The organism is Enterobacter cloacae subsp. cloacae ATCC 13047 (assembly GCF_000025565.1).
GTDB classification, from domain to species: Bacteria; Pseudomonadota; Gammaproteobacteria; order Enterobacterales; family Enterobacteriaceae; genus Enterobacter; species Enterobacter cloacae.
In genome coordinates this window covers 1,795,083-1,817,237 of record NC_014121.1, presented here as the reverse complement: position 1 = coordinate 1,817,237, position 22,155 = coordinate 1,795,083, and the positions used below count along the sequence as shown (strand labels likewise).

Here is a 22,155-nt window from a genome sequence, read left to right as displayed (position 1 = left end):
GCGAATGCGTAATTATTTGTTTCGAAACGGCGAAATGCAAATACCTTAAGCCGGAAAGGTGATATCTGGCAATCTTCATCCTTCGATGAAACTATTTGATTAAACGTGGGTTTTGCACAACACTGCCAGTAAGCACTTCTTTATCAGGATTTCCTATGGCAGTTACCCGACCAAGAACGGAACGTGGCGCTTTCCCGCCAGGCACCGAACATTATGGCCAGTCTTTCTTAGGTGCACCGCTGATCTGGTTTCCCGCACCGGATGCCGATCGTCATAGCGGCCTGATTATTGCGGGAACGCACGGCGATGAGAACTCCTCGATCGTCACCCTCTCCTGCGCGTTACGCACCCTTGCACCGACACTACGCCGACATCATGTGATCCTGACCGTCAACCCGGATGGCTGTCAGCTTGGGCTGCGGGCGAATGCGAGAGGGATAGACTTAAACCGCAACTTCCCGGCGGCCAACTGGCGCGCCGGTGAAACGGTATACCGCTGGAACAGCTCGGCTGAAGAGCGTGACGTGGTGTTACTGACGGGAGAAAAACCCGGCTCAGAGCCAGAAACACAGGCACTCTGCCAGTTAATCCACAAGATCCACCCCGCGTGGGTTGTCTCATTTCACGATCCGCTGGCCTGTATTGAAGATCCCCGTCACTCCGCGCTGGGACAGTGGCTTGCCGATGCCTTTGCCCTGCCTCTGGTCAGCAGCGTCGGCTATGAAACACCGGGGTCATTTGGTAGCTGGTGCGCCGATCTGGATTTGCACTGCATCACCGCTGAATTCCCCCCCATTTCTTCCGACGAAGCCAGCGAAAAATACCTGAAAGCGATGGTAGATCTTCTGCGCTGGCAGCCTCAGAGATGAAGCACTCCGCTGGTGAAGGTGAGCGCAGGCGAAACGTCAACCGCCAGCCAGGTCGGGCCATCGAGATCGGCAAACCGGACCTGATTCACCAGCGGTAGCGCCGCATTAATCGCCCGGGAAGTACAGAGCATGCATCCCAGCATCAACGTAAACCCCTTCGCCTGTGCCTGCGACGCCAGCGCCAGCGCCTCGGTCAGCCCACCGGTTTTATCGAGTTTGATATTCACCATCTCATAGCAGCCCGCTAAACCGTCGAGACTGTCACGGGTATGGCAGCTTTCATCGGCGCAGATCGGCAATGGGTGGATAAAGTTCTTCAATGCCGCATCATCCTGTACCGGAAGCGGTTGCTCCAGCATAGCCACCCCCAGATCGGCCAGCAGCTGGCAGCGCGCGGCCAGCCCTTCCGGGTGCCATGATTCGTTGGCGTCGACAATCAACGTGGCGTCCGGCACCGCCGCGCGAATGGCGACCATGCGTTCACTGATCAAGCGATCGTCGAGTTTCACCTTAAGCAGAGTGGCGCCAGCCTCAAAGAGCGCGTTTGCGCTGGCAGCCATCTGCTCCGGCTCGCCAATCACCACGGTTTGCGCGGTCACCACTTTCTCCGGAAGCGTCACGCCGACCAGCGACGGTAAGGATATCTGCTGCTTCGCCGCCTCAAGACTCCACAGCGCACAGTCAATTGCATTACGGGCCGCCCCGGCAGGTAAACGCTGCTGTAACGCCTCACGCGTCAACCCGGTTTGCAGGTCAGGTACCAGGGTCATAATTTGCGCCATCACCGAGGCAAGGCTTTCTCCGTAGCGAGGATAAGGCGTGCATTCACCAACCCCTTTAACCCCTTCTTCTTCTATTTCGACCACCACCACGCAGGCTTCACTTCGGCTGCCACGGGAGATCACAAACGGGGTATGCAATGGCCAGGCTTCTTCATAGACCTTAACGCTTCTCATCACTGACTCCTTGCAGCCCGGTAAGGCGAAAAAATTGGTTTGCCGTGTTATCCGCTGATGGCATACACTAGCCTCGACGTTAACTATATGTAAACAGGAAGATATCTATGTCACAACTCGTTCATTTCCAGGGCAACCCGGTTGCTGTAGCAGGTTCCATTCCTCAGGCTGGCAGCAAAGCGCAGGCTTTTACTCTGGTGGCTAAAGATCTGTCTGACGTCACACTGAGCCAGTTTGCTGGCAAACGCAAAGTACTGAACATTTTCCCAAGCATTGATACCGGCGTCTGTGCCGCATCCGTGCGCAAATTCAACCAGCTGGCCACTGAAATGGACAACACCGTGGTGCTGTGCGTTTCAGCAGACCTGCCATTCGCGCAGTCCCGCTTTTGCGGTGCTGAAGGTCTGAGCAACGTCATCACCCTTTCAACTCTGCGCAGCCCGGATTTCCTGGAAAAATACGGCGTTGGCATTGCTGAAGGCCCACTGAAAGGCCTGGCGGCGCGTGCCGTGCTGGTAATCGATGAAAACGATAACGTCGTGTTCAGCGAACTGGTCAACGAAATCACCACCGAACCTGACTACACCGCTGCGCTGGAATCACTGAAAGCCTGATTATTTACAGGCATTTTATAAAGCTTAGCAATGTAATGAAATAAAAGGTTTATTTAAGAATAGACCTTGCGTTCCAAACCTCGCCGATGCGGGGTTTTTTATTGCCTCAATAGCTGAATCGTTAAAGCAAAAACGTTCTAAAATCACATATATCATGAAATAAAAACGTTCCATTCTCACCATAATGAGATCGCTAACACATAATAAAGGTTTAAAAACCGCAATTTCTCCGCCAGTGAAGCCCGTCACATTTCCCTTCTCGCCTAAACATTAGATTTGCTTACGTGATAAAAAATCGTTTCAGCAAAAGGGATTAAATATGAATATTAAACTGGCTTTTACGGTCCTTGCGGTACTGATATCTGGACATGCCGCCGCTAAAACCTGGGTGCTGACAAGCGCTGAAAGCGGCGTGGAGAAAGGAAACTGGAAAATTTCCAGCGATGAGCTGAAGTTTCAGGGACAGCCTTTCAGCATCGAGCAAAAAATCCTGCATGGTGGCAAGCAGGAAGGCAGCAAGGTAATCGTTATAAGCAGCAAAAATGGTCTGACAATTACCCTCAGCCCGACGCGTGGGATGAATCTGCTGCATGTCGAAGGCTTTGGTACCCGAATGGGGTGGGATTCGCCTGTCAAAGAGGTGGTGAATCCGGCCTATATCAATCTGGAAAGTCGAAACGGACTTGGCTGGCTGGAAGGTTTCAACGAAATGATGGTTCGTTGCGGCTATGAATGGACAGGCCACCCGGTCACGGCTGACGGGCAGATTTATACCCTGCACGGCAAGGCGGGAAATACGCCTGCGTCGCAGGTGGAAGTCGATGTTGCTGATGCCGCACCGCATGAAATTCGCATTCGCGGATTAATCAAAGAGAGCACGTTTAAAAAAGCAGATCTGCAGACGATGACCGAACTGCGTTACGTACCGGGCAGCAACCAGTTCAGCCTGCATGATGTTCTGACCAACCATGCTGATTATCCTCATGATTATCAGATTATCTATCACAGCAACTTTGGTACGCCAATCCTCGAAGAAGGTGCCCGCTTCCTTGCGCCGGCCGCCAGCATTGGTCCTTTCAATGACTATGCCAAAGCGGGTCTGGATAACTGGCAAACCTACGCTGGCCCCACTCAGGGCTTTGATGAAATGGTCTTCAATATCAAACCGCTCGCGGATAATAATCATGAAACCCTGGCGGCAGTGGTCAATAAAGCGGGAGACAAAGGTGCGTCAATTCAGTTCGACACGCGGCAGTTGCCTGTCCTGACCTTATGGAAAAATACCGATACGCTCAAACAGGGCTATGTCACGGGTATTGAGCCGGGTACCAGCTACGCCTATCCCGTTACCATTGAACGCGAGCAGAAACGCGTTAAGCAGCTACAACCTGGCGCCAGCACGCAGTTCGACCTGACCTATACCCTGCTTCACAGCAAGGAACAGGTGAAAGAGGTTGAACAGAAAATTGCGGGGATTCAGGGAGAGACAAAAGTCGAGGCAGTTACCACGCCTCTGGCGAAAGAGTAAGTGCAAAAAAAAGCCTCTTTACAGAGGCTTTTATCGTTATTCGTCACCCTTCTTGTGGTTGAGTCCATATTCACGAAGCTTATTCGCAATCGCGGTATGGGATACCCCCAGGCGTTTTGCCAGCTTACGCGTGCTTGGGTAGCTGCGATAAAGCTGTGTCAGCACGGAACGTTCGAAACGGCTCGTAATATCATCCAGCGAGCCTTCCATCGCCTCTTCGCCCACCGATACCGTTCCGGCATCGTAATCCGGTAACAGGATATCCTGTGGACGCAACTCGTACCCTTCCAGCTGCGTCAGCGCACGATAGACGGCATTTTTCAGCTGACGAATATTTCCCGGCCAGCCGTAGCGCGTCAGCACCGTACCCAGATCGGCTGACAGTTTCGGACGCGGTACCCCCTGCTCGTCGGCGAAGCGTGCCACAAACAGCTCCGTCAGCGGAATGATATCTTGCGGACAATCGCGCAGCGGCGGAATGTTTAGCGTCAACACGTTCAGTCGATAGTAGAGATCTTCCCGGAACATCCCTTTCTGTACCAGCTCAACGAGATTTTTCTGGGTGGCACAAATCACGCGCACATCCACGTGAACTTCGTGATCCTCCCCTACGCGACGGAAGGTCCCATCGTTCAGGAAGCGCAGCAGTTTGGCCTGCATGCGCGGCGACATTTCGCCAATTTCGTCCAGCAGCACGGAACCGCCGTTCGCCTGCTCGAAGAAGCCTTTTTTGCCTTCCGGGGCGTGGCCAAACAGCTCGCTTTCGACCGCATCCTCAGGAATAGAGGCACAGTTCAGCGCCAGATACGGTTTTGCCGCGCGTGGGCTGGCAAGATGCACGGCGTGGGCCAGCAGATCCTTCCCGGTCCCGGTATCACCGGTAATCAGCAGCGGCGCGGTCAGGCTGGCGAGCTTACGGGCCTGATCGACCACATGACGCATTTTCGGGCTGACGGCAATGATCTGGCTGAACGCTCCCACATCCTGGCTGGAGAGATTTTGCAGCTGACGGCCCATCCGCACGGTAGAGCGCAGCATGATAACGGCCCCGGTCAGAACGCGAGTGTCGTTCTCTCCTTTCAGGTACACCGGCGTAATCTCCATCAGGAAATTCTGCCCGTTGATCACCACATGCTCGCTATGCGTATTTTGCGGGTTGCTGTCCAGCCAGCGCTGGAAATTAAACCCCGGGATCAGCTGCGCGGCATGGTGATGAGTGAGCTTGTCCTGGCTCTGGGCAAACAGCTGGCAGCTCGCATGGTTTACCCGCTCAACTTTGCTTTTCAAATCCAGTGACAGGAAAGGCTCTGGCATGGCTTCAAGCAAGGCGCTCAATGCGAGGTGCTCACGCTCAGACGGCATCCAGGGAATGGTGCGTACATCCGTAACGCCAGCGATACGGCGGATTTCAGCCATCAGGCTGCTAAAAGTATTAAATTCAATTTCGGCAAAATTGAGGTAAATTCGCCCGACAGGATCAATCTCAATGCCACGTAAATCAATGCTACGTAAAACAAGGAGATCGAGTAACTCGCGGGTCAGACCGAGACGGTCTTCACAGAAGACTTCAAGACGCATGGGAAATTCACCGTTTTAAGCCAATAACCTTAAAATGATATGTCAGAACACGGTGATGCGGAAGATGGCTGTCAAGAAAGATTGACAGCCAGCACGATAAGTAAACAAACCGGTTACTGAACCGGTTTTTTATTGAGCGTCTCTTTGAGCTGCCCAATCAATTCACTACGAAAATCGCCCAGGCGCGGCTTATCTCCGTCGATCCATGGCAGTGGTCGGCAGACTTCCATCGCTTTTATGCCCAGACGTGCGGTTAACAACCCTGCCCCAATCCCCTGCGCGGCACGCGCTGAGAGACGGGCCGCCAGATCCTGCGACATCCAGTCCATGCCGACTTCGCGCACCAGCTCACTGGCACCGGCAAAGGCGATGTTCAACAACACCAGCTTAAAGAGCCGCAGCCGGCTGTAGTAGCCAAGCTCAATACCGTAAAGACTGGCGATACGGTTTATCAGGCGCAGGTTACGCCAGGCGATGAACGCCATATCCACCAGCGCCAGCGGACTGACCGCGATCATCAGCGTTGATTCCGCCGCAGAGCGGCTAATCTCGCGCCGCGCCTGAGCATCCAGCACAGGCTGCACCATATGCGAGTAGAGCGTCACCACCTCCCGGTCATTTTGCGTTTCGTGAATGGCGGCATACCAGCGCTGCAGTGCCGGGTGCGACTGATCAATCCCCGCCTGCGCCGCCAGCTTTTCGCAGAATGCCCGGCCCTTTCCGGTACCGTGGCTGTGCAGCAGATCGCGTGCCTCATCCCGTTCATGCGCACGCTGCCTCAGACGCCACAGTCGACGCCACTCGGTGACAACCGACCCTACGCCAGCCCCCACGATCAACGCCCCCGCAGCACAACCGCCCAGCGCCACCCAGTCCTGGGTTTGCCAGGCGTTGATACCCCATTGCACGCCTTGTCCCACCACGCTTACGCCGAAGAGCGCCAGCCCGGCCGTGACCATCTTACGCCACAGGCTACGTTTCGGACGTAAAGCAGCCTCAACGACCGCTTCCGCCTGGCCCTCCTCAACGGACGGCTCGTCAGTCAGGGCCGGCGCAAAATGTTCTGCCTGCTCGCCGCTGAACGTCTGCGCCGTTTTAAAGGCCTCCTGCTGCGCCTGCTCAAGCGTCCCGGTAAAATCAATGCGGGGTTTTAACGGTTCCGTCATCGCAATTTATCTCCAATCAAAAACTCCAGCGCCGCATCCAGACGAATGTGCGGTAATGGCTGATCGACGGTCATGACCTGTGGGCGGAAGGCTTCAAACTGGAAGCCCTGACTCTGCCAGAATGCCTGCCCCGGAAGGCGTGCAGGCACTTCGCCCGGATACACGGTCAGCGGTTCGCCGTCGCTGAGGCGATTCCCGCGCAGGGCCGGGATTTTCTCGCCGTTAAGATCAATCAGCCCACTTTGCGTCGCCTGTACGGAAGCCAGCCCAAGACAATCCATGCTGATCCCTTCGAACGCCGCATTTTGCCAGGCGTCCTGCACCAGTTGCTGCAACAGCGACACCATGTTGGCATGCTGATCAACCGTTACGTGATCGGCTTTGGTGGCCGCAAACAGCAGTTTGTCGATCACCGGGGAAAAGAGGCGGCGAAACAGCGTACGCTGTCCGTAGTGAAAACTTTGCATCAGTTGCGTCAGCGCCAGGCGCATATCGTTGAAAGCCTGCGGCCCGCTGTTGAGCGGTTGCAGGCAGTCCACCAGTACAATCTGACGATCGAAACGTAAAAAGTGGTTTTTATAAAAACCTTTCACCACTTTTTCACAGTAGTAGTTGTAGCGCTCGCGCAGCATCCCGGCGTTGGTGTGCTTGTCTGCCTGCGCCAGCTTTGCCTCTCCCACGCCATCCACGTCGGGCCACGGGAAGAACTGCAGCGCAGGCGCACCCGCCAGGTCGCCCGGCAAAACAAACCGTCCTGGCTGGATGAAGTGCAGCCCTTCCTGTTTGCACTGATGCAGATAATCCGTCCAGGCTTCGGCAATCGCCGCCAGGCGGTTCTCATCTGCGGGTGCCAGCGGATCTAATCCTGCGCATAACTGCCGCCATTTTGCCGACCACTCCGCGCGGTGACCCTGTAACAAACCGGTCATTTGTCGCGACCAGCTGAGATAATCCTGCGCCAGCATGGGTAAATCGAGCAGCCATTCGCCCGGGTAATCCACAATCTCCAGATAGAGCGTGGAGGTATCCTTGAAGTGGCGCATCAATGATTCATTGGAACGAAAACGCAGCGCGAGACGGATTTCACTCACCCCTCTCGTGGGTGTCGGCCACGCGGGTGGGTCACCGTAAAGCTGTGCCAGCCCTTCATCATAGGTAAAGCGAGGGATACCGAAATCGCGCTGGGGAACGCGCTTAACGCCCAGCAGACGCTCTTCCCGCACCGCACTGAGCAGCGGCAGGCGTGCCCCGGCGTGCAGGTTCAGCAGCTGGTTAACCATCGCCGTGATAAACGCCGTTTTGCCACTGCGGCTAAGCCCGGTGACCGCCAGACGCAAATGGCGATCGACGCCGCGGTTCACCAGAGAGTTGAGTTCGTTTTTAAGTCGCTTCATCGCCGTCCTTCGTCGCTGGAAGCCTGGAATGACTTGCTTCAGAATACAGTAAATGGGGGCAGATCGTTGATTATCAATTCATAATTATTGCTATTGCCGTTTTTTCTCCAGTAAGATGAACGACATTGCCGTCCCGGAGTGAGTAAGGTGTATGTCACCCACCATCTATGATATTGCGCGCGTTGCTGGTGTTTCTAAATCAACCGTGTCCAGAGTGTTGAATAAACAAACCAATATTTCTCCTGAAGCGCGGGAGAAAGTGCTGAAGGCGATTGAAGAGCTAAATTATCAACCAAATAAACTTGCCCGTGCTCTGACCTCATCTGGCTTTGACGCCATTATGGTGATTTCCACCCGCTCAACAAAAACCACTGCCGGTAATCCTTTTTTCTCCGACGTATTGCACGCCATAACCGCCAAGGCGGAACAGGAAGGGTTTGATGTTATTTTGCAAACGTCAAAGAGCAGTGAAGATGACCTGCTAAAATGCGAAAGCAAAATAAAGCAGAAAATGATCAAAGGGGTCATTATGCTGAGTTCGCCTGCCAATGAATCCTTTTTCTCACGGCTCGATATGTACGGTGTGCCGGTAGTCGTAATCGGTAAAGTTGAAGGCGACTTTCAGAATATTTACTCCGTCGATACCGACAATTTTCGTGACAGCGAGATGCTGACCGACACGTTTATTAAAAACGGGCGGAAAAAAATTGCCTGTCTGCATGCGCCACTCGATTATCACGTGTCTATTGATCGTCTCGCGGGTTATAAAGCCAGCCTGGAAAAGGCGAATATTGCTGTTAACCCGGACTGGATCATTGATGGCGGTTATACCCACGAGAGCGCACTTTCAGCGGCCATTACGTTGTTGTCTTCTTCCACCCCACCGGATGCGGTATTCGCCACCGACAGCATGAAATTGCTGAGTCTTTATCGCGCTGCGGATGAGTTAAATTTGATGCTACCTGAGCAGGTTGCCGTGGCGGGTTACAGCGACCCGATGCTCTCCCTGATTCTGACGCCTGCGCCAGCTGGATTTGATATTCCCACCCGCAAGCTGGGCGAAGAGAGCTGCGACCTGCTTTTCAGGCGTATCTCCGGTAAACCCGCCCCGCATAAGGTGCTGATTGAAACCCACTTTTCGTTCGCTGATTCTCTTCGCTAAAACCAGGGGCTGATAGCCCCTGGTGAACAGCCGATCAGAAGGCGTAATTCACGCCCACGCCCGCATAGTGGAATCGATCGCTTTCGCCTTCATCGTGGTTTTCCCATTCATAGGCATACTCCAGCGTCATTGAAAGACCGTTATTGAAATCGTAGGCATAAAGCAGGCCCAGACGGTTGAAATCATGCCCTTCACGCTCAGGATCGTCTTGCCAGTCCCAGTTTGACCAGCGGTCGAGCCCCAGGCGGGTATACGGCGTCAGCGTGGTATTGCCTAATGAAATGGGTAAATAGGTGCGGATCTCCTGCGTTGAAAACTCACCGTTATTACGTGAACTGTCCATATTAAAACCGCGCTCTAAATAGTAATTCACTTTTGCCGCGAAGGTTTCATTAATGGTCCAGGTAAAGCCCGTTTCTGTTTCAACGCGACTGTCGGCATAACCCGTTTTTTCCAGGTCGTTGGCAAACTGATACATGGCAAACCAGCCGCCGAAACGCCAGTCATCGCTTAACTTAATATCCCAGTCTGGTTGTATTTTGTAGCGCTGCATATTCGCGCTACCGTCTTTCGCGCCGTGTTCATCTTTGAAATGATAACCGTAATTACGGAAGCCGCCGGTCAGGCCGAGGGTAAAATCATCGGTTCCAATAAAACGATAGCGCAGCTCGAATTCGGGACGATCAAAATAGGTCCCGCGGGTCATACTGCTATAATCAACGGGGCCTTCCTGATACATGGCAAGGGAAATCGCCCACGCATCCCATGTGGCGTTAAACCACACGGAGGGTTCATATAATCCGTCTTTATCATCCCCCTGACCTTCGACGTTTTCAATTTCATACATGGCACCTATATTAAAATTCCAGTGTGGTGCCGGTTCTGAGGCGTGTGCGTAGCTAACCCCTGCGCATAGAATAAGCGCAGCACTTCTTAGTAGAGTACTCATTAAAATATTCCTTTATAATGGACAAACAAAAAAACCGGAAATTAATATTTCCGGCGAACATTTTTATTATCTGATTGCCGCTTCTGTTTCCGCGTCAAAAAAATGACACTTATTCATATCGAACTGAATGCCGATATTATCCCCTGCAGCATAATCAGTGGTAGCCCCTGCCCGGACGACCAGTTCGTGGCCCCCGACGGTGGCATACAGCATAAATTCAGCACCGGTCAGTTCGGCAACGCTGATTTTGGCGGCAATCACCTCACCGCTGGCTTGCGAGGTGAAAATATCCTCCGGTCTGATGCCAAAGACCACGGCTTTACGTTGATACCCCTGAGCGTTAAGTACCGAGAGCATATCTTCGGGGATCTCCAGGCGCAGCGTTTCCGTCACGAAGAAGCGTTCATTGATCGCCCCCCGAATAAAGTTCATTGCTGGCGAACCAATGAAACCTGCCACAAACATATTTGCCGGTTCGTTATAGACCTGCTTCGGCGCGCCCACCTGCTGAATGTATCCATCTTTCAGGATCACAATGCGGGTTGCCATCGTCATGGCTTCGGTCTGATCGTGCGTCACATAAATCATGGTGGTATTCAGCTTTTGATGCAGCTTGCTGATTTCGGCACGCATTTGAACACGCAGTTTAGCGTCAAGGTTTGAGAGCGGTTCATCCATCAGGAAGACGCCCGCTTCACGCACAATCGCCCTGCCTAATGCCACGCGCTGGCGTTGGCCACCCGACAACGCACCGGGCTTACGCTTGAGGTACTCGCGCAGCCCAAGAATCTGAGCGGCCCAGTTAACGCGCTCTTCAATGACGGCAGGCGCGATCTTCTGCATCTTCAGCCCAAACGCCATGTTGTCGTACACCGTCATATGGGGATACAGCGCATAGTTCTGAAAGACCATCGCAATATCCCGGGACTTGGCCGGGACATCATTCATACGCACGCCGTCAATCACCAGCTCACCGGCGCTGATCTCCTCCAGCCCGGCAATCATACGCAGCGTCGTCGATTTACCGCAGCCCGATGGCCCGACGAAAACGATAAATTCTTTATCCTCAATGTCGAGGTTGAAATCTTTGACCACATGGACCTGGTTGTCATAGATTTTTTGGATATGTTTTAGCGATAGTTGCGCCATTCTTAATTCCTTATCAGTACCGTCCGGGAAGCCCAGAAATCTGTCAGGCATTTCCAGGTCAGCTCCCGCGTTGAATGAAGTTGAAGTCCCGCATGGTTGAGGCCTGCCCCTATTCCCACCGACAACATCCCTGCGGCGTTGATCGCCTCAACGCCGGAGGCGGCATCCTCAATCCCGATGGCCTCCTCCGGGAGGACGTTAAGACCCGCGCAGGCGGCAAGGAAGATTTCCGGGTCCGGTTTGGAGCGGGCAATACGGGACGCATCGGCACAGAAATCAAACGCCCTGTGGATCCCCAGCGCCTGCAAAATGCCGGGAGCGTTGAGTGAAACAGACGCCAGCCCAATTTTGACGTTTGCCGCGCGTATGTCGGCCAGCACCTCACGAATGCCCGGGAGCAGTGACGCTTGCGTAAGCGAAGCCAGCGACTGGACATAGTGCGCATTTTTTTTACGCGCAAGCGCCAGGCGCTGCTGTTCATCGAACGCGTCTTCTTTGCCACCGTGACGCAGGATCCGCTGCAGGGAGTCCATGCGACTAATCCCTTTCAGCGTTTCATTGAAGGCCTCATCAATGGTGATCCCGACCTCCTTCGCGACAGCGCGCCAGGCCAGGAAGTGCAGATGAGCGGTGTCGGTGATCACCCCATCCAGATCGAATACAACGGCATTAAGGTTCATCTCTTCCCTCCGTGGTAGCGGTCCCAGTAACAGACGTAAGAAAATCCTTGCAGGACAAGACCTGCCGTCCCGAAAGCTGGAGGGTTTTACCCCAGAGCGTTAGCGTGACGGGAGCAGAACTGGTCACCGTAAGTGCCTCTTTCGTCACGATGAAGTGCAGCTGCGCATTCTGCCAACGCAGCGGAAACGCCAGCCTTTGCCAGTGCGCAGGTATCCTGGGTGCCAGATGTAACTCCCCGTCCACGATCTGCAGCCCGGCAAATCCCTGAATAACACCTGACCAGATCGCACCCGTTGCGGCAGCATGAATACCGTCATCACTGCTGTGCGGATCGTCGCCCAGATCGATGGCAATGCCATCACGCCAGAAGGCGTAAGCCCCTTCTGTATCACCACAGCGCGCGTTCACAATGCCGTGGATGGCTTTGCTCAGAGACGAGTCATGAATTGTGCGCGGCTCATAGAATGCCAGGTTGGCCGCGCACTGCTGCGGCGTAAAGCGTTCCGGCAACAGGTAATTAAGCATTACCACATCGGCCTGTTTGAGGATCTGCATCTCGTTAACTTCAGCGCGCGAGTAATCCAGCAGAATGGTCTGCTTGCCCGCTTTGGCTTTATAGCGGCTCAGATCGATCGCCGGTTTGGACATGAAGGTGTCATCCTGCGGTATGACCCCGTCGGCGTTAGCCTCGGGCAGCCATAAGCGCGCCAGGAACCGTTGCGCATTTTCCGTAAAACGCGCATCTTCACGCTCAAACATCGACATAAACCGGCAGGCACTGGCGACGTTGTGCCACGCCAGATAGTTGGTGTAGGCGTTGTTATTTACGTGCTCCGTGTATTCATCCGGCCCGATCACATCATGGATCTCCAGACGGTCGCCAACTTCCGTCGCGCGTCCCATCCAGAACAACGCGGTTTCCATGAGCAGCGTCAGGCCTTCATTGCACATAAAGGCATCATCGTGCGTTGCCTGCCAGTAGGCGACAACGGCCCACGCGATATCCGCCACGATATGATGTTCAGCCAGCGCGGAGGCCACTTTCTGACGTACGCCCGTGCGGATGTTGATCGCTGCGAATTCCGGCGTCTCTTCCTGACCGCTCGCGGCACTCTCCCAGGGGAACAAGGCGCCAGGCCAGCCTTTCCGGCGTGCTTTTTCCCGCGCCCCCGGCAGGTTAAGCCACCGGTAGCGCAGCAGACGACGGGCAACTTCTGGTCGGGTAAAGAGATGGAAAGGCAGCAGGAAAATTTCGGTGTCCCAGAACACGTGGCCTTTATAGCCCTCCCCGGTCAGGCCCTTGGCCGCAATACTGCTCCGTTCATCATGGGCAGGCGTCATGGCCGTGAGGTGCCAGACCGCGTAATCCAGCGCCAGCTGATCCTGATGTTCGGTCGACGTGACGTCCACCCGGCAGTCATGCCAGACCTTTTTCCAGGCGCACGCCGCGCTTTCGAGTAACGCGGCATACCCTCTTGTCGCGCAGGTTTTGAGCTCAGCCAGAGCATTGCGGGCAAACGTGTCCTGTGAAAGCGCTTTATCGCTGCGATGGGTCACCCAGACCAGCTTCTCAAGCGTGACAGTGTCACCCTGAGCGACCTTTACGGCGTGATGAACCGTGATACGCCGGTTTTTAGCGGTAAAGCAGCTGTCGCTGGTGGTTGAGAGACGGCAGCATGCCGATATCACCACATCCGCAGCGCGATCCTGCGTTTCATACACGCCCTGCATGTAGTGCTGGTCAAAGACTCTGACCGAGATTTCATCCAGATGCTGACGGCCGCTGTTGGTTTGCGTCGCATCAATCCCCGTGCTCAGCATAACGTCTGATGAGGCATCCAGCGGAGTGACGGAGAGCTGCATTGCCACCAACGGCAGTTGATCCAGTGAGACAAAACGGCGGCTTTCCACACGGTAGCGCTTTCCGTCTGCCGAGCGCCACACTACGCGACGACGCAGTTCGCCATTGGCAAAATCCAGCTCCCGCTGCCAGTCAATAATCTCCCCTGACAGCAAGGTGAAATTGATGCCGTCCAGTTCGATATCCATGCCGATGATGTCAGGCACGTTGATCAGCTCGTTGGTCTCATTACGACCAGCACGATGATAAAGCCCGGCAAGATACATTCCCCGGTTTTGCTGCGTGTAGTTTTCCTCATGCGCCGCACGTATGCCCATATAGCCGTTGCCGCAGGCCATGATTGACGCGTATTTATTGAGGCTGTGAGGGCAAAAACCCGGATCGTTTAATACAGACAGGTTCAGCATAACGTTACGCTTTCCCCTTTTTCTGCCGCCTCGTACAGTGCGGCGACCAGTTGCTGGATCACCAGCCCTTGTTCGGCATCGGCAATCATGACCGGCTCTCCCATAACGTGACGGACAAACGCATCCATGCTGCGTAAATGCCGCTGATCGTCTGCCTCTTCGCGCAGGGTTAGGGTCTGCAAAACTCCGCCTTCATCGGTGTAAATGTGGGCCGGGAACAGCGTTGCCCCCGCTTTTTCACCGCAAAAGGCGACATTCATGATGGACTGCTCGCGGATATTGAGGGCAAAGGAGGTATCCAGACGCAGAATGCCGCCATTGCAAAATTCAATCGTCCCGAACAGGGCATCTTCAACGGTAAACTGTGCAGGATCCCATTCACCAAACTGGCCACTGTTTTTGCGGTTTCCCAGTTTTTGAAAGCTGTGCGCCGTCACGCGTTTTACCGCCGGGAAACCCAGTACATACATCGCGGCGTCGAGCATATGGATGCCAATATCAATCAGCGGCCCGCCCCCCTGCAGTGCTTTATTGGTGAAAACGCCCCAGCCGGGAACGCCGCAGCGGCGCAATGCCTGCGCCGTGGTGAAGTAGATTTCACCCAATGTCCCGTTCATTACCGCCTCACGCAGCAGTTGCGTATCACGTGCAAAGCGGTGGTGAAAATCATAGGCCAGCACTTTTCCCGCCGTTCGGGCCGCCACACGCATCCGGTCGGCTTCGTGTGGCGTCATGGCCGGGGGTTTTTCGCACATTACATGGCAACCGGCTTCCAGGGCTGCCATCGCATGTTCAAAATGAAAACGGTTGGGCGAACAGACGCTCACCACGTCCGGTTTGACCCCCTGCAGCATTTCATTCACGTCCTGCCATGCCGACGGAATGGCATGGCGTTCAGCAAACGCCTGAGCCTGTTCAGGATGGCTGTCCATGACAGCCACCATCTGAACATCACTGCGCGTGGAGTAATACGAGGCATGCACTTTGTCCGCGACCTGCCCGGCACCAATAATGGCGACACGCAGGGGCGAAGGTGTTAAAGCACTCATCACGGTGGTCATCCTTAGCATTCACGCAGATAAGTGAGAGAATCTTGATAGGCCTTCGCAGGATCGTCAGCGCGAACGCGGCACTCGTAAACAACGTAACCCTGATAACAATCGGCACGCAGCTGGTTGAACAGAGCGGCAAAATCAAGAGAGCCGCTTCCCGGCTGATAACGATGGTTATCGGCAATATGCACATGGCCCAGCAGGTCGCGGTTCTGATGCAGCGCTTCCGTCAGCGAGTCTTCTTCAATATTCATATGATAGAAATCGCCGATAATCTGCACATGTTTCAGCCCATTCTCTTCGATGTAGCGACGTGCATCCGCGAGGGTGTTGATCATGTGATCCTGATAGCGGTTCAGCGGCTCCAGGTAAACGGTGGTGCCGGTGCGCGCCGCCACCTCGTCCAGTTGGCGCAGCGAGGCGCTCACCGCCTTGCGGTCTCCTTCAAGGCTACGCGGCGACGTCATTGGCGGCAGACGGAAGGTAAACATCCCCCAGGCGGCAGGAACAACAATCCCCTTCCCGCCCACCTCTGCTAACGCTTCAAGGATGCGTTCGATCTGCGTTAATCCGTTCAGGCGACGCTCTTCGATGAAGTCACCAATCCAGCCATCGTACCCGCCGCAGGCCGTGGTAACCGGCAGCCCTGTAGCCTTAATGGCCGCTTTAACCTCTTCAAGGTTCTCCACCAGCAGCTTGCCGTCTATCTCATACCCATCAAAGCCCATGGCTTTGATGTATTGAAATTTTTCCAGGATATTTGTCGGGAAAAAGGCCTGGTTTTGCGTTGCGATTTTCATTTTCATGCTCTCCATAGCTCAGAACGTGACGCCCATTTTGATACTCAGTTCAGGATGCTGATCGACATAGGTCATGTAGCTCTCAGCGCTGGTGGTAAACGTTACGACCGGGTCGATTAAATCTTCGCAATTGAGATAGCCGTTCATCAGCAATTCCCAGCAGGTCTCTTCAATACGCTTACGGTTCCAGCGTGGGTAATCAGGATTTGGCTCGCTGCAGGCGCGGGAGAAGACAATTTTCGCATTATTGAAATGCGCTTCACGGCCGAGGTTAAAGCCTTCCGCGAACGGTTTCGCAAAGGCCACGTATGAGATGGTGCCGCCGTAAGCGAGTCCGCGCAGCGCAGACTGCAGCGCATCAGCAAAGCCGCTGGTTTCGATAATCACATCCGCGCCCTGTTTGCCGGTCAGTTTTTTGATTTCCAGACCAACATCCGTGCCAATCGGATCCAGACAGTGGTCTGCCCCATGGCGACGGGCAATGTCGCAGCGGTGCGCGATAGGGTCGACACCGATCACGATTGACGCACCGGCTTTCTTTGCCAGCTGGATGGCAATCTGACCAATCGCGCCAAGCCCAACGACGACGACAAAATCCCCTACCCGCACATTGGCGTCACGTACGCCGCTCATTGCAAATTGTGCCGGGTCGTAGCAGACCGCATTTTTCCAGGAGGCGCCCTGAGGCATTTTGCGCAGTTTGTAGTTGTTGACGGCATTCACAATGACCGTTTCCTGTAGCGGTCCATAACAGCAAACGCGGTCTCCGACACGGTATTCCGTTACGTCAGCGCCGCACTCAATGATGTCCCCGACAATCATGTTCCCGAGCTGGAATTTACCAAACTCGATCCCGCGAGCCGCCCCCTCTTCACGCGGCGTAAACAGTTGCCAGTCAGGGTTAAACTCTTCGTCGATAAACGGACTCGCCGCCCTGAAATCCACCACTTCGGTGCCGTGTTTCGGTGCGCCAAAGCGGGCGCGAATTTTCACTTCATGAACGGCAACGGGACGGTCTTCATATTCGACCAGCGCTGCCACACGCGGCGCTGTCGCAACTAACTTCTTCATTACTCACTCCTTGTTAAAATTGGCCGCCTCAGCCCTTAACGCCACCGGCGGTCAAACCACTTTTAATAAAACGTTCAGACAGCGCATACATGATGACCACCGGCAGTGCCGTCACCAGCGATGCCGCCATCATGCGGCCCCAGATGTAATCTGGCGTACTGAAAAGGGTGTTCAGCCCTACCGGCAAGGTGAAGTTGCTGGCGCTGGACAGGAAAATGGAGGCAAACAGATAGTCGTTCCACGCCACCATGAAGCAGTAGACAAAGACCGACACCAGGCCCGAAATCGCCAACGGAACGGTGATGCGAAAGATGATTTGCAGGCGGTTAAGGCCATCCATCATCGCGGCTTCTTCTATTTCGTCCGGGATGGTGTCGAAATAGCTGCGCAGCATAAATACCGCCGTGGGTAACGTCTGAGTCACCATGGTGATAATCAGCGCCAGTTCGGTGTCATAGATGCCGAGCGCGGTGATGATTTTGAACAGCGGCACCACCAGCAGAATCCCTGAAAACATGTAGACGGTGTAGAAGCTGGCGTTGATCGTCGTGCGCCCTTTAAAACGCAGTTTGGATAAGGCGTAAGCCCCCAGCGTGCCGAGAAACACCGCAACGATCGACGAAGTCAGTGACACCACCATGCTGTTACGGAAGTAATCCACAAACGGGAAAATCAGCGGGTTAAAGATGTCGATGTAATGCTGTAACGTCCACTCCTGCGGCAGAATAGTCGGATGCAGCGATATCGCCTCTCTGGCGCTTTTAAAGGAGGTCATCAGCATCACGAAAAATGGGAACAGCGTGATGATCAGGAACGCCGCGAGCCCCAGATAAAAACCAATTCGTCCCAGTACGCGTTTATTTGTTGCCATTGAGATTTACCCTTTTTCTGGTCAGCAGAATGACGGCGAAAATGATCACAAACAGCACCACTGAGATAGCCGCAGCTTTACCCAAATCGTTAAAGGCAAACGCCGTTTTGTAGAGATAGACGCCCAAAATATCGACTTTGGTAGTCAGCAGGTACACGTCCGCAAACATGTAAAACATCCAGATGGTTCGCAGCGTGATGACCGTGGCCAGCACCGGCATAATCGCGGGCAGCGTGACGATGCGAAAACGTTGCCAGCCATTCGCGCCATCCATTTCTGCGGCTTCGTATAACGATTTATCAATCGTTTGTAAGATCGCGAGAAACGAGATAAACGCATACGGGAAGTAGCGCCAGATGGCGAATAGCACCACCAGCACAAAGCTGCTGCCGGGGTTGTCGAACCACAGCGGTGCCTGGTCATACAGATGCAGCAGGTCTACCCCCAGATAGTTCACGATGCCGTAGCCGTTGTTGAACATGTATTTCCAGGCAAACACCAGTGAAATAGACGGCGTGACGTAAGATAAAATCACCAGCGAACGCGCCGTTTTGCGCAGCCGAAATTCCCTGTTAAAGAAGATGGCAACAGCCAGCCCTAGCCCCGTGCTACCTATCACCACCAGGGCCGTATACCAGAAGGTCATCCACAGGGAGTGCCAGAACGCTGCATCACTCAAAATACGGATGTAGTTATCCAGCCCAACAAACACCGCGCTAATGCGCGGGTTGAGCGGCAAGCGTAAGAAACTGATTTCAATATTGGAAATCATTGGCCAGGCCACAAGGCCCCCCAGCAAAATCAGGCTGGGGGCCAACAGCAGCATGGCGAAAGGCATATCTGAACGACCAGAAAACAACGTCTTCATAATTTCCTTCCGCAGAAGCGCTCCTATCGTTGAGAAACCAGGTCAGTCAGGCGTTTCTGGCTGTTGCTTAACGTGGTGTTGAGGTCTTGCTGACCTACCGTCACGTTATGCACCATCGAACTGATGATGCCGGAACCTGTTACGTCGCCCATGCGGGTAAAGTTTTTGTCGCCCACGGCCCCAAATACCTGCACATTCGGGAACTGTGCGATCAGCTCATACGGCAGTTGACCAAAGGCTTTGATGACCTCGTTGTTTTTCCAGCTCTCGGTATCCACCACCAGTTTGTTCACCGGTAACGCCGCCCCCGGAGACATCATGACCCAGTCCGACGCGTTTTGAGCCTGCTCCATCCATGTCACAAATTTCTCAGCGGCTTTGGTTTCTTCTTCAGTCTGGCCGGTCGTGATCGTCAGGGACGTCACCATGCCGTAAACCGCAGACGATTTTTCCGTTGGAACCACGAAGCCCAGGTTGGCAGGATCCCCTTCTTTAAACACGGCAGGCAGAATGTAGGTGGAGTAAACCGCCATTGGCGCGGAACCGTTCATGAACGCGTCTTTGATCTCCATGACGTCGTTCGAGCCTGGCATCGTGTTCTTCGCCAGTTCTTTATAAAACGCCAGCGCGTTTAACATTTCAGGCGTATCGATCTGGATGTTGCCCTGCGCGTCGAAGACGTTTGCCCCACCTGAAAGGGCAAACTGGGAGAAGGCCTGCTCGGTCATGACGCTTTCAGCGGTAGGAAGCGCGATACCGTAGTGTTTCTTAGCCGGGTCGTTGAGCATCTGACTGGCTTTCAGCAGCTGTTGCCAGTTATGCGGCTCTTTAATACCCGCCGCGGCGAGAACATCTTTGTGGTACCAGACGCCTGACAGCCAGGCGCTAATTGGCACCCCCGTCCACGCGGTGCCGTCTTCCGTGCGAACAACACGAAGAATGCCGTCATAAAATGTCTTTTCACCGACGGCTTTAATGGCTTCGCCAATTGCGTCACGGTCCAGCAACTGCTCTTTATCCATCACTTTTGCATAGTCATGGCTGACCTCAATCACCTCCGGCAGTGCGCCGGTCCGCGCGAGGGTAATGACCTTGGTGTTGTATGCATCCTCTTCCACCGGCACCTGTTTCACCGTAATGGAGGGATTCTCTTTCTCGAATTTCTCAATCAGTTTCGTGATGACGGCCTGACGCTCCTGTTCCACCGACGAATGCATAAACTCGATGGTCACAGAAGATTGTGTGTCGTCCTTGCAGCCTGATAACAGGGCGCACGAAACCAGTGCTGAAATCAGCACAATTCTCGGCATTTTCATTGTTAAGGTCCTTTTTTAGTTTTCTTTAATCCACATAACCTGCCATGGATTTAGGGTCAACGTCGTATCGTTAATATTGATCCCGGTTATTAAATCTTTTCCTGTCTGACTATTTGAAGGGAGGTGTTGAATATCATTACTGAAATTAAAGAGCGCTGTTATTCGCTCGCCGTTATCGGCAATGCGAACTATTTTCAAAACATGCTCCCCGAATGTTTCAAAGCGCGCCTGACTGTCCGGGTGGAACGCTTTTTCCTGACGGCGTAACGAAATTAACGCACTCAATCCAGAATAAACCTTATGACGAAGGCTATTAATATCGTCGAGTTTATGATCAATTTCACCGGCCTGATATTTCTTTCGGTTTATTGCTCTATTATACCCTAACCGCTCCACACCCTCATAATCATTACGGGAGCCAATAATACTCTGAATATAGATTGCAGGCACACCCGGGAAACTCAACAGAACGGCATGAGCCAGAATAAAACGGGCGATGCGCAGAGTATCTTCATCCTTCTTAGCACTTAATGCATCCAGGTAGGTTACATTGATTTCATACGGGCTGCGCGTACCATCAGGGTTATTTTTCCAGTTAACCAGCGCGCCTTCCTGCTGGAGTGTTTCCACCAGCGACAGAATTTCAGATTCCGGTAAAATTCCGCGTAACGGATTAAGTCCGATCCCGTCATGCGAGGCCAAAAAGTTAAACCAGGTGGTTTGCTTTGACGGCAGTTCCAGCGATGAGGCCCACTGACAAAGTGCCCGTACATCCTGACGATGAACGGCATGCAGAACCAGTGGTGGCAAGGAGAACTGATACACCATCTGGGCTTCATTCTTGCCGTCACCAAAGTAAGAAACGTTGTCTTTATGCGGGACATTGGTCTCAGTGATGATCACCGTACCCGGTGCCACAGCGTCCGTAATGGCGCGGAAGAGCTGAATCAAACGGTGCGTTTGTTCAAGATGGATGCAGCTTGTTCCGGGGATCTTCCACATAAAGCCGACCGCATCAAGGCGGATATAGCGCGCCCCTTCCATCAGGTAATGGAGAAGCACATCCACCATTGCAATCAACACCTCAGGAGAGGCGAAATTGAGGTCAATCTGATCATCGCTGAAGGTCGTCCACAGATGCCGAACGCTTCCGTCATCAAGTGTAAAAGGTGTCAGGAGAGGCAATGCGCGAGGCCGTGTCACAGCAGATAAATCAGTTTGCGGATCCACGGAAATAAAGAAATCTTCATAGCCCGGTTTTTGCGCAAGATAATGAGCGAACCATTGGCTTTTCGCTGACATATGGTTGCAAACAAAATCGAACATTAAACTGGCATACTGCTTTAATTCAGCAACGTCTTGCCATGTTCCCGTTTCAGGCGCAACGTCATGGTAATCGATAACGGAAAAACCATCATCAGAGGACCACGGGTAAAAAGGTAAAAGATGCACATGAGAAAATGAACGAGAAAGCCATCTGTTATAAAAACGGGTAAAAACAGGCAGCGCTTTCTCCCCTTTATTGTAGAACTGATCGGCATAGGTTATCAGGACGATATCTTTTTCATCCCAACCGGGTTTACGCCTTTCGGTAATAACGGCAGCAGCTCTGGAGATTTTCCCTGACAGTGTTTCACGGTGCGCCTCAGAAAACGATTCGCCGTAAACAAGATTGATTAAATTTTTAATTTTATCGTTCACTTTATTTTTCCATGGTAGCGGTCCCACGGAACGCAATCTACTCCCATGAAAAATATCTGTCAACGGACCTGAGGGGGTAAAAACGTCTTCTCAAGGCAACTCAGCGCAGTAATGTGAGCTGCCGCAAAGAAAGACAGAAAAGGGAGAAAACGAAGAGAAATG

Annotated in this window: 19 protein-coding genes; 4 read left to right on the top strand and 15 right to left on the bottom strand. The window is 53.6% G+C overall.

Annotated elements, in window-relative coordinates; genetic code table 11:
- Nucleotides 1-155 precede the first annotated feature (155 nt).
- Nucleotides 156-869, top strand: a complete 714-nt coding sequence (mpaA, locus tag ECL_RS08865) for a murein tripeptide amidase MpaA (RefSeq protein WP_013096425.1) — start codon at nucleotides 156-158, stop codon at nucleotides 867-869.
- On the opposite strand, the gene ycjG is transcribed toward mpaA, so the two are convergent.
- Nucleotides 860-1,825 carry an L-Ala-D/L-Glu epimerase gene (gene ycjG, locus ECL_RS08860; RefSeq protein ID WP_013096424.1) on the bottom strand — a complete coding sequence of 322 codons (966 nt, stop codon included), beginning with the start codon at nucleotides 1,823-1,825 and terminating at the stop codon, nucleotides 860-862. The genes mpaA and ycjG overlap by 10 nt on opposite strands.
- Before the next feature lie 107 nt (nucleotides 1,826-1,932).
- Between ycjG and tpx the strand changes: the two genes are divergently transcribed.
- Nucleotides 1,933-2,439 carry a thiol peroxidase gene (gene tpx, locus ECL_RS08855; RefSeq protein ID WP_013096423.1) on the top strand — a complete coding sequence of 169 codons (507 nt, stop codon included), beginning with the start codon at nucleotides 1,933-1,935 and terminating at the stop codon, nucleotides 2,437-2,439.
- Nucleotides 2,440-2,758: 319 nt separating this feature from the next.
- On the top strand, nucleotides 2,759-3,967 hold the full coding sequence (locus tag ECL_RS08850) for an aldose 1-epimerase family protein (RefSeq protein ID WP_013096422.1): 1,209 nt from the start codon (nucleotides 2,759-2,761) through the stop codon (nucleotides 3,965-3,967).
- Between the two features lie 36 nt (nucleotides 3,968-4,003).
- Here ECL_RS08850 and tyrR read toward each other — a convergent pair whose 3' ends face one another.
- From tyrR to ECL_RS08835, 3 genes are all read right to left on the bottom strand, one after another.
- Nucleotides 4,004-5,545 (bottom strand): transcriptional regulator TyrR, encoded by a 1,542-nt coding sequence (tyrR, locus tag ECL_RS08845; RefSeq protein WP_013096421.1) that lies wholly within the window; start codon nucleotides 5,543-5,545, stop codon nucleotides 4,004-4,006.
- Nucleotides 5,546-5,658: 113 nt separating this feature from the next.
- Complete coding sequence (locus ECL_RS08840; RefSeq protein WP_013096420.1) at nucleotides 5,659-6,711, bottom strand: YcjF family protein; 1,053 nt, start codon at nucleotides 6,709-6,711, stop codon at nucleotides 5,659-5,661.
- The gene (locus ECL_RS08835; protein ID WP_013096419.1) at nucleotides 6,708-8,105 is read right to left on the bottom strand and encodes a YcjX family GTP-binding protein; all 1,398 of its coding nucleotides are present in this window, start codon (nucleotides 8,103-8,105) and stop codon (nucleotides 6,708-6,710) included. The genes ECL_RS08840 and ECL_RS08835 overlap by 4 nt, the downstream gene beginning before the upstream one ends.
- A gap of 151 nt (nucleotides 8,106-8,256) precedes the next feature.
- Here ECL_RS08835 and ECL_RS08830 point away from each other — a divergent pair, with 151 nt between their 5' ends.
- Nucleotides 8,257-9,267, top strand: a complete 1,011-nt coding sequence (locus ECL_RS08830) for a LacI family DNA-binding transcriptional regulator (protein ID WP_013096418.1) — start codon at nucleotides 8,257-8,259, stop codon at nucleotides 9,265-9,267.
- Between the two features lie 34 nt (nucleotides 9,268-9,301).
- Here the strand turns inward: ECL_RS08830 and ECL_RS08825 are convergent, their stop codons facing one another.
- The 11 genes from ECL_RS08825 to ECL_RS08775 all read right to left on the bottom strand — a co-directional run bounded on the left by ECL_RS08825 (nucleotide 9,302) and on the right by ECL_RS08775 (nucleotide 21,993).
- The gene (locus tag ECL_RS08825) at nucleotides 9,302-10,216 is read right to left on the bottom strand and encodes an OmpG family monomeric porin (RefSeq protein WP_044158335.1); all 915 of its coding nucleotides are present in this window, start codon (nucleotides 10,214-10,216) and stop codon (nucleotides 9,302-9,304) included.
- A 66-nt stretch (nucleotides 10,217-10,282) separates the two neighbouring features.
- Nucleotides 10,283-11,365, bottom strand: a complete 1,083-nt coding sequence (locus ECL_RS08820; RefSeq protein ID WP_013096416.1) for an ABC transporter ATP-binding protein — start codon at nucleotides 11,363-11,365, stop codon at nucleotides 10,283-10,285.
- A 2-nt stretch (nucleotides 11,366-11,367) separates the two neighbouring features.
- A complete protein-coding gene (gene pgmB / locus ECL_RS08815) occupies nucleotides 11,368-12,045 on the bottom strand; it encodes a beta-phosphoglucomutase (RefSeq protein ID WP_013096415.1) in 678 nt (225 codons plus the stop codon).
- A complete protein-coding gene (locus tag ECL_RS08810) occupies nucleotides 12,035-14,314 on the bottom strand; it encodes a glycoside hydrolase family 65 protein (protein WP_013096414.1) in 2,280 nt (759 codons plus the stop codon). Before ECL_RS08810 ends, pgmB begins: the two co-directional genes overlap by 11 nt.
- On the bottom strand, nucleotides 14,308-15,366 hold the full coding sequence (locus ECL_RS08805; protein ID WP_109455519.1) for a D-glucoside 3-dehydrogenase: 1,059 nt from the start codon (nucleotides 15,364-15,366) through the stop codon (nucleotides 14,308-14,310). Before ECL_RS08805 ends, ECL_RS08810 begins: the two co-directional genes overlap by 7 nt.
- Before the next feature lie 11 nt (nucleotides 15,367-15,377).
- Entirely contained in the window at nucleotides 15,378-16,166 is a 789-nt protein-coding gene (locus ECL_RS08800; RefSeq protein WP_044159365.1) for a 3-dehydro-D-guloside 4-epimerase, read from the bottom strand.
- 18 nt (nucleotides 16,167-16,184) lie between these two features.
- Complete coding sequence (locus ECL_RS08795) at nucleotides 16,185-17,237, bottom strand: D-guloside 3-dehydrogenase (protein WP_013096411.1); 1,053 nt, start codon at nucleotides 17,235-17,237, stop codon at nucleotides 16,185-16,187.
- A 28-nt stretch (nucleotides 17,238-17,265) separates the two neighbouring features.
- On the bottom strand, nucleotides 17,266-18,108 hold the full coding sequence (locus ECL_RS08790; protein WP_013096410.1) for a carbohydrate ABC transporter permease: 843 nt from the start codon (nucleotides 18,106-18,108) through the stop codon (nucleotides 17,266-17,268).
- Nucleotides 18,095-18,976, bottom strand: a complete 882-nt coding sequence (locus ECL_RS08785) for a carbohydrate ABC transporter permease (protein ID WP_013096409.1) — start codon at nucleotides 18,974-18,976, stop codon at nucleotides 18,095-18,097. The genes ECL_RS08790 and ECL_RS08785 overlap by 14 nt, the downstream gene beginning before the upstream one ends.
- 23 nt (nucleotides 18,977-18,999) lie before the next feature.
- Nucleotides 19,000-20,292: an ABC transporter substrate-binding protein gene (locus ECL_RS08780; RefSeq protein ID WP_013096408.1), complete on the bottom strand. Its 1,293-nt coding sequence runs from the start codon at nucleotides 20,290-20,292 to the stop codon at nucleotides 19,000-19,002.
- A 15-nt stretch (nucleotides 20,293-20,307) separates the two neighbouring features.
- Entirely contained in the window at nucleotides 20,308-21,993 is a 1,686-nt protein-coding gene (locus tag ECL_RS08775) for a sugar phosphorylase (RefSeq protein WP_013096407.1), read from the bottom strand.
- Between the last annotated feature and the right edge of the window lie 162 nt (nucleotides 21,994-22,155).

Bases quoted from the DNA above. Each gene is read 5' to 3' on its own strand.
- mpaA (WP_013096425.1), top strand. From the start codon at position 156: ATGGCAGTTACCCGACCAAGAACGGAACGTGGCGCTTTCCCGCCAGGC.
- ycjG (WP_013096424.1), bottom strand. From the start codon at position 1,825: ATGAGAAGCGTTAAGGTCTATGAAGAAGCCTGGCCATTGCATACCCCG.
- tpx (WP_013096423.1), top strand. From the start codon at position 1,933: ATGTCACAACTCGTTCATTTCCAGGGCAACCCGGTTGCTGTAGCAGGT.
- ECL_RS08850 (WP_013096422.1), top strand. From the start codon at position 2,759: ATGAATATTAAACTGGCTTTTACGGTCCTTGCGGTACTGATATCTGGA.
- tyrR (WP_013096421.1), bottom strand. From the start codon at position 5,545: ATGCGTCTTGAAGTCTTCTGTGAAGACCGTCTCGGTCTGACCCGCGAG.
- ECL_RS08840 (WP_013096420.1), bottom strand. From the start codon at position 6,711: ATGACGGAACCGTTAAAACCCCGCATTGATTTTACCGGGACGCTTGAG.
- ECL_RS08835 (WP_013096419.1), bottom strand. From the start codon at position 8,105: ATGAAGCGACTTAAAAACGAACTCAACTCTCTGGTGAACCGCGGCGTC.
- ECL_RS08830 (WP_013096418.1), top strand. From the start codon at position 8,257: ATGTCACCCACCATCTATGATATTGCGCGCGTTGCTGGTGTTTCTAAA.
- ECL_RS08825 (WP_044158335.1), bottom strand. From the start codon at position 10,216: ATGAGTACTCTACTAAGAAGTGCTGCGCTTATTCTATGCGCAGGGGTT.
- ECL_RS08820 (WP_013096416.1), bottom strand. From the start codon at position 11,365: ATGGCGCAACTATCGCTAAAACATATCCAAAAAATCTATGACAACCAG.
- pgmB (WP_013096415.1), bottom strand. From the start codon at position 12,045: ATGAACCTTAATGCCGTTGTATTCGATCTGGATGGGGTGATCACCGAC.
- ECL_RS08810 (WP_013096414.1), bottom strand. From the start codon at position 14,314: ATGCTGAACCTGTCTGTATTAAACGATCCGGGTTTTTGCCCTCACAGC.
- ECL_RS08800 (WP_044159365.1), bottom strand. From the start codon at position 16,166: ATGAAAATCGCAACGCAAAACCAGGCCTTTTTCCCGACAAATATCCTG.
- ECL_RS08795 (WP_013096411.1), bottom strand. From the start codon at position 17,237: ATGAAGAAGTTAGTTGCGACAGCGCCGCGTGTGGCAGCGCTGGTCGAA.
- ECL_RS08790 (WP_013096410.1), bottom strand. From the start codon at position 18,108: ATGGCAACAAATAAACGCGTACTGGGACGAATTGGTTTTTATCTGGGG.
- ECL_RS08785 (WP_013096409.1), bottom strand. From the start codon at position 18,976: ATGAAGACGTTGTTTTCTGGTCGTTCAGATATGCCTTTCGCCATGCTG.
- ECL_RS08780 (WP_013096408.1), bottom strand. From the start codon at position 20,292: ATGAAAATGCCGAGAATTGTGCTGATTTCAGCACTGGTTTCGTGCGCC.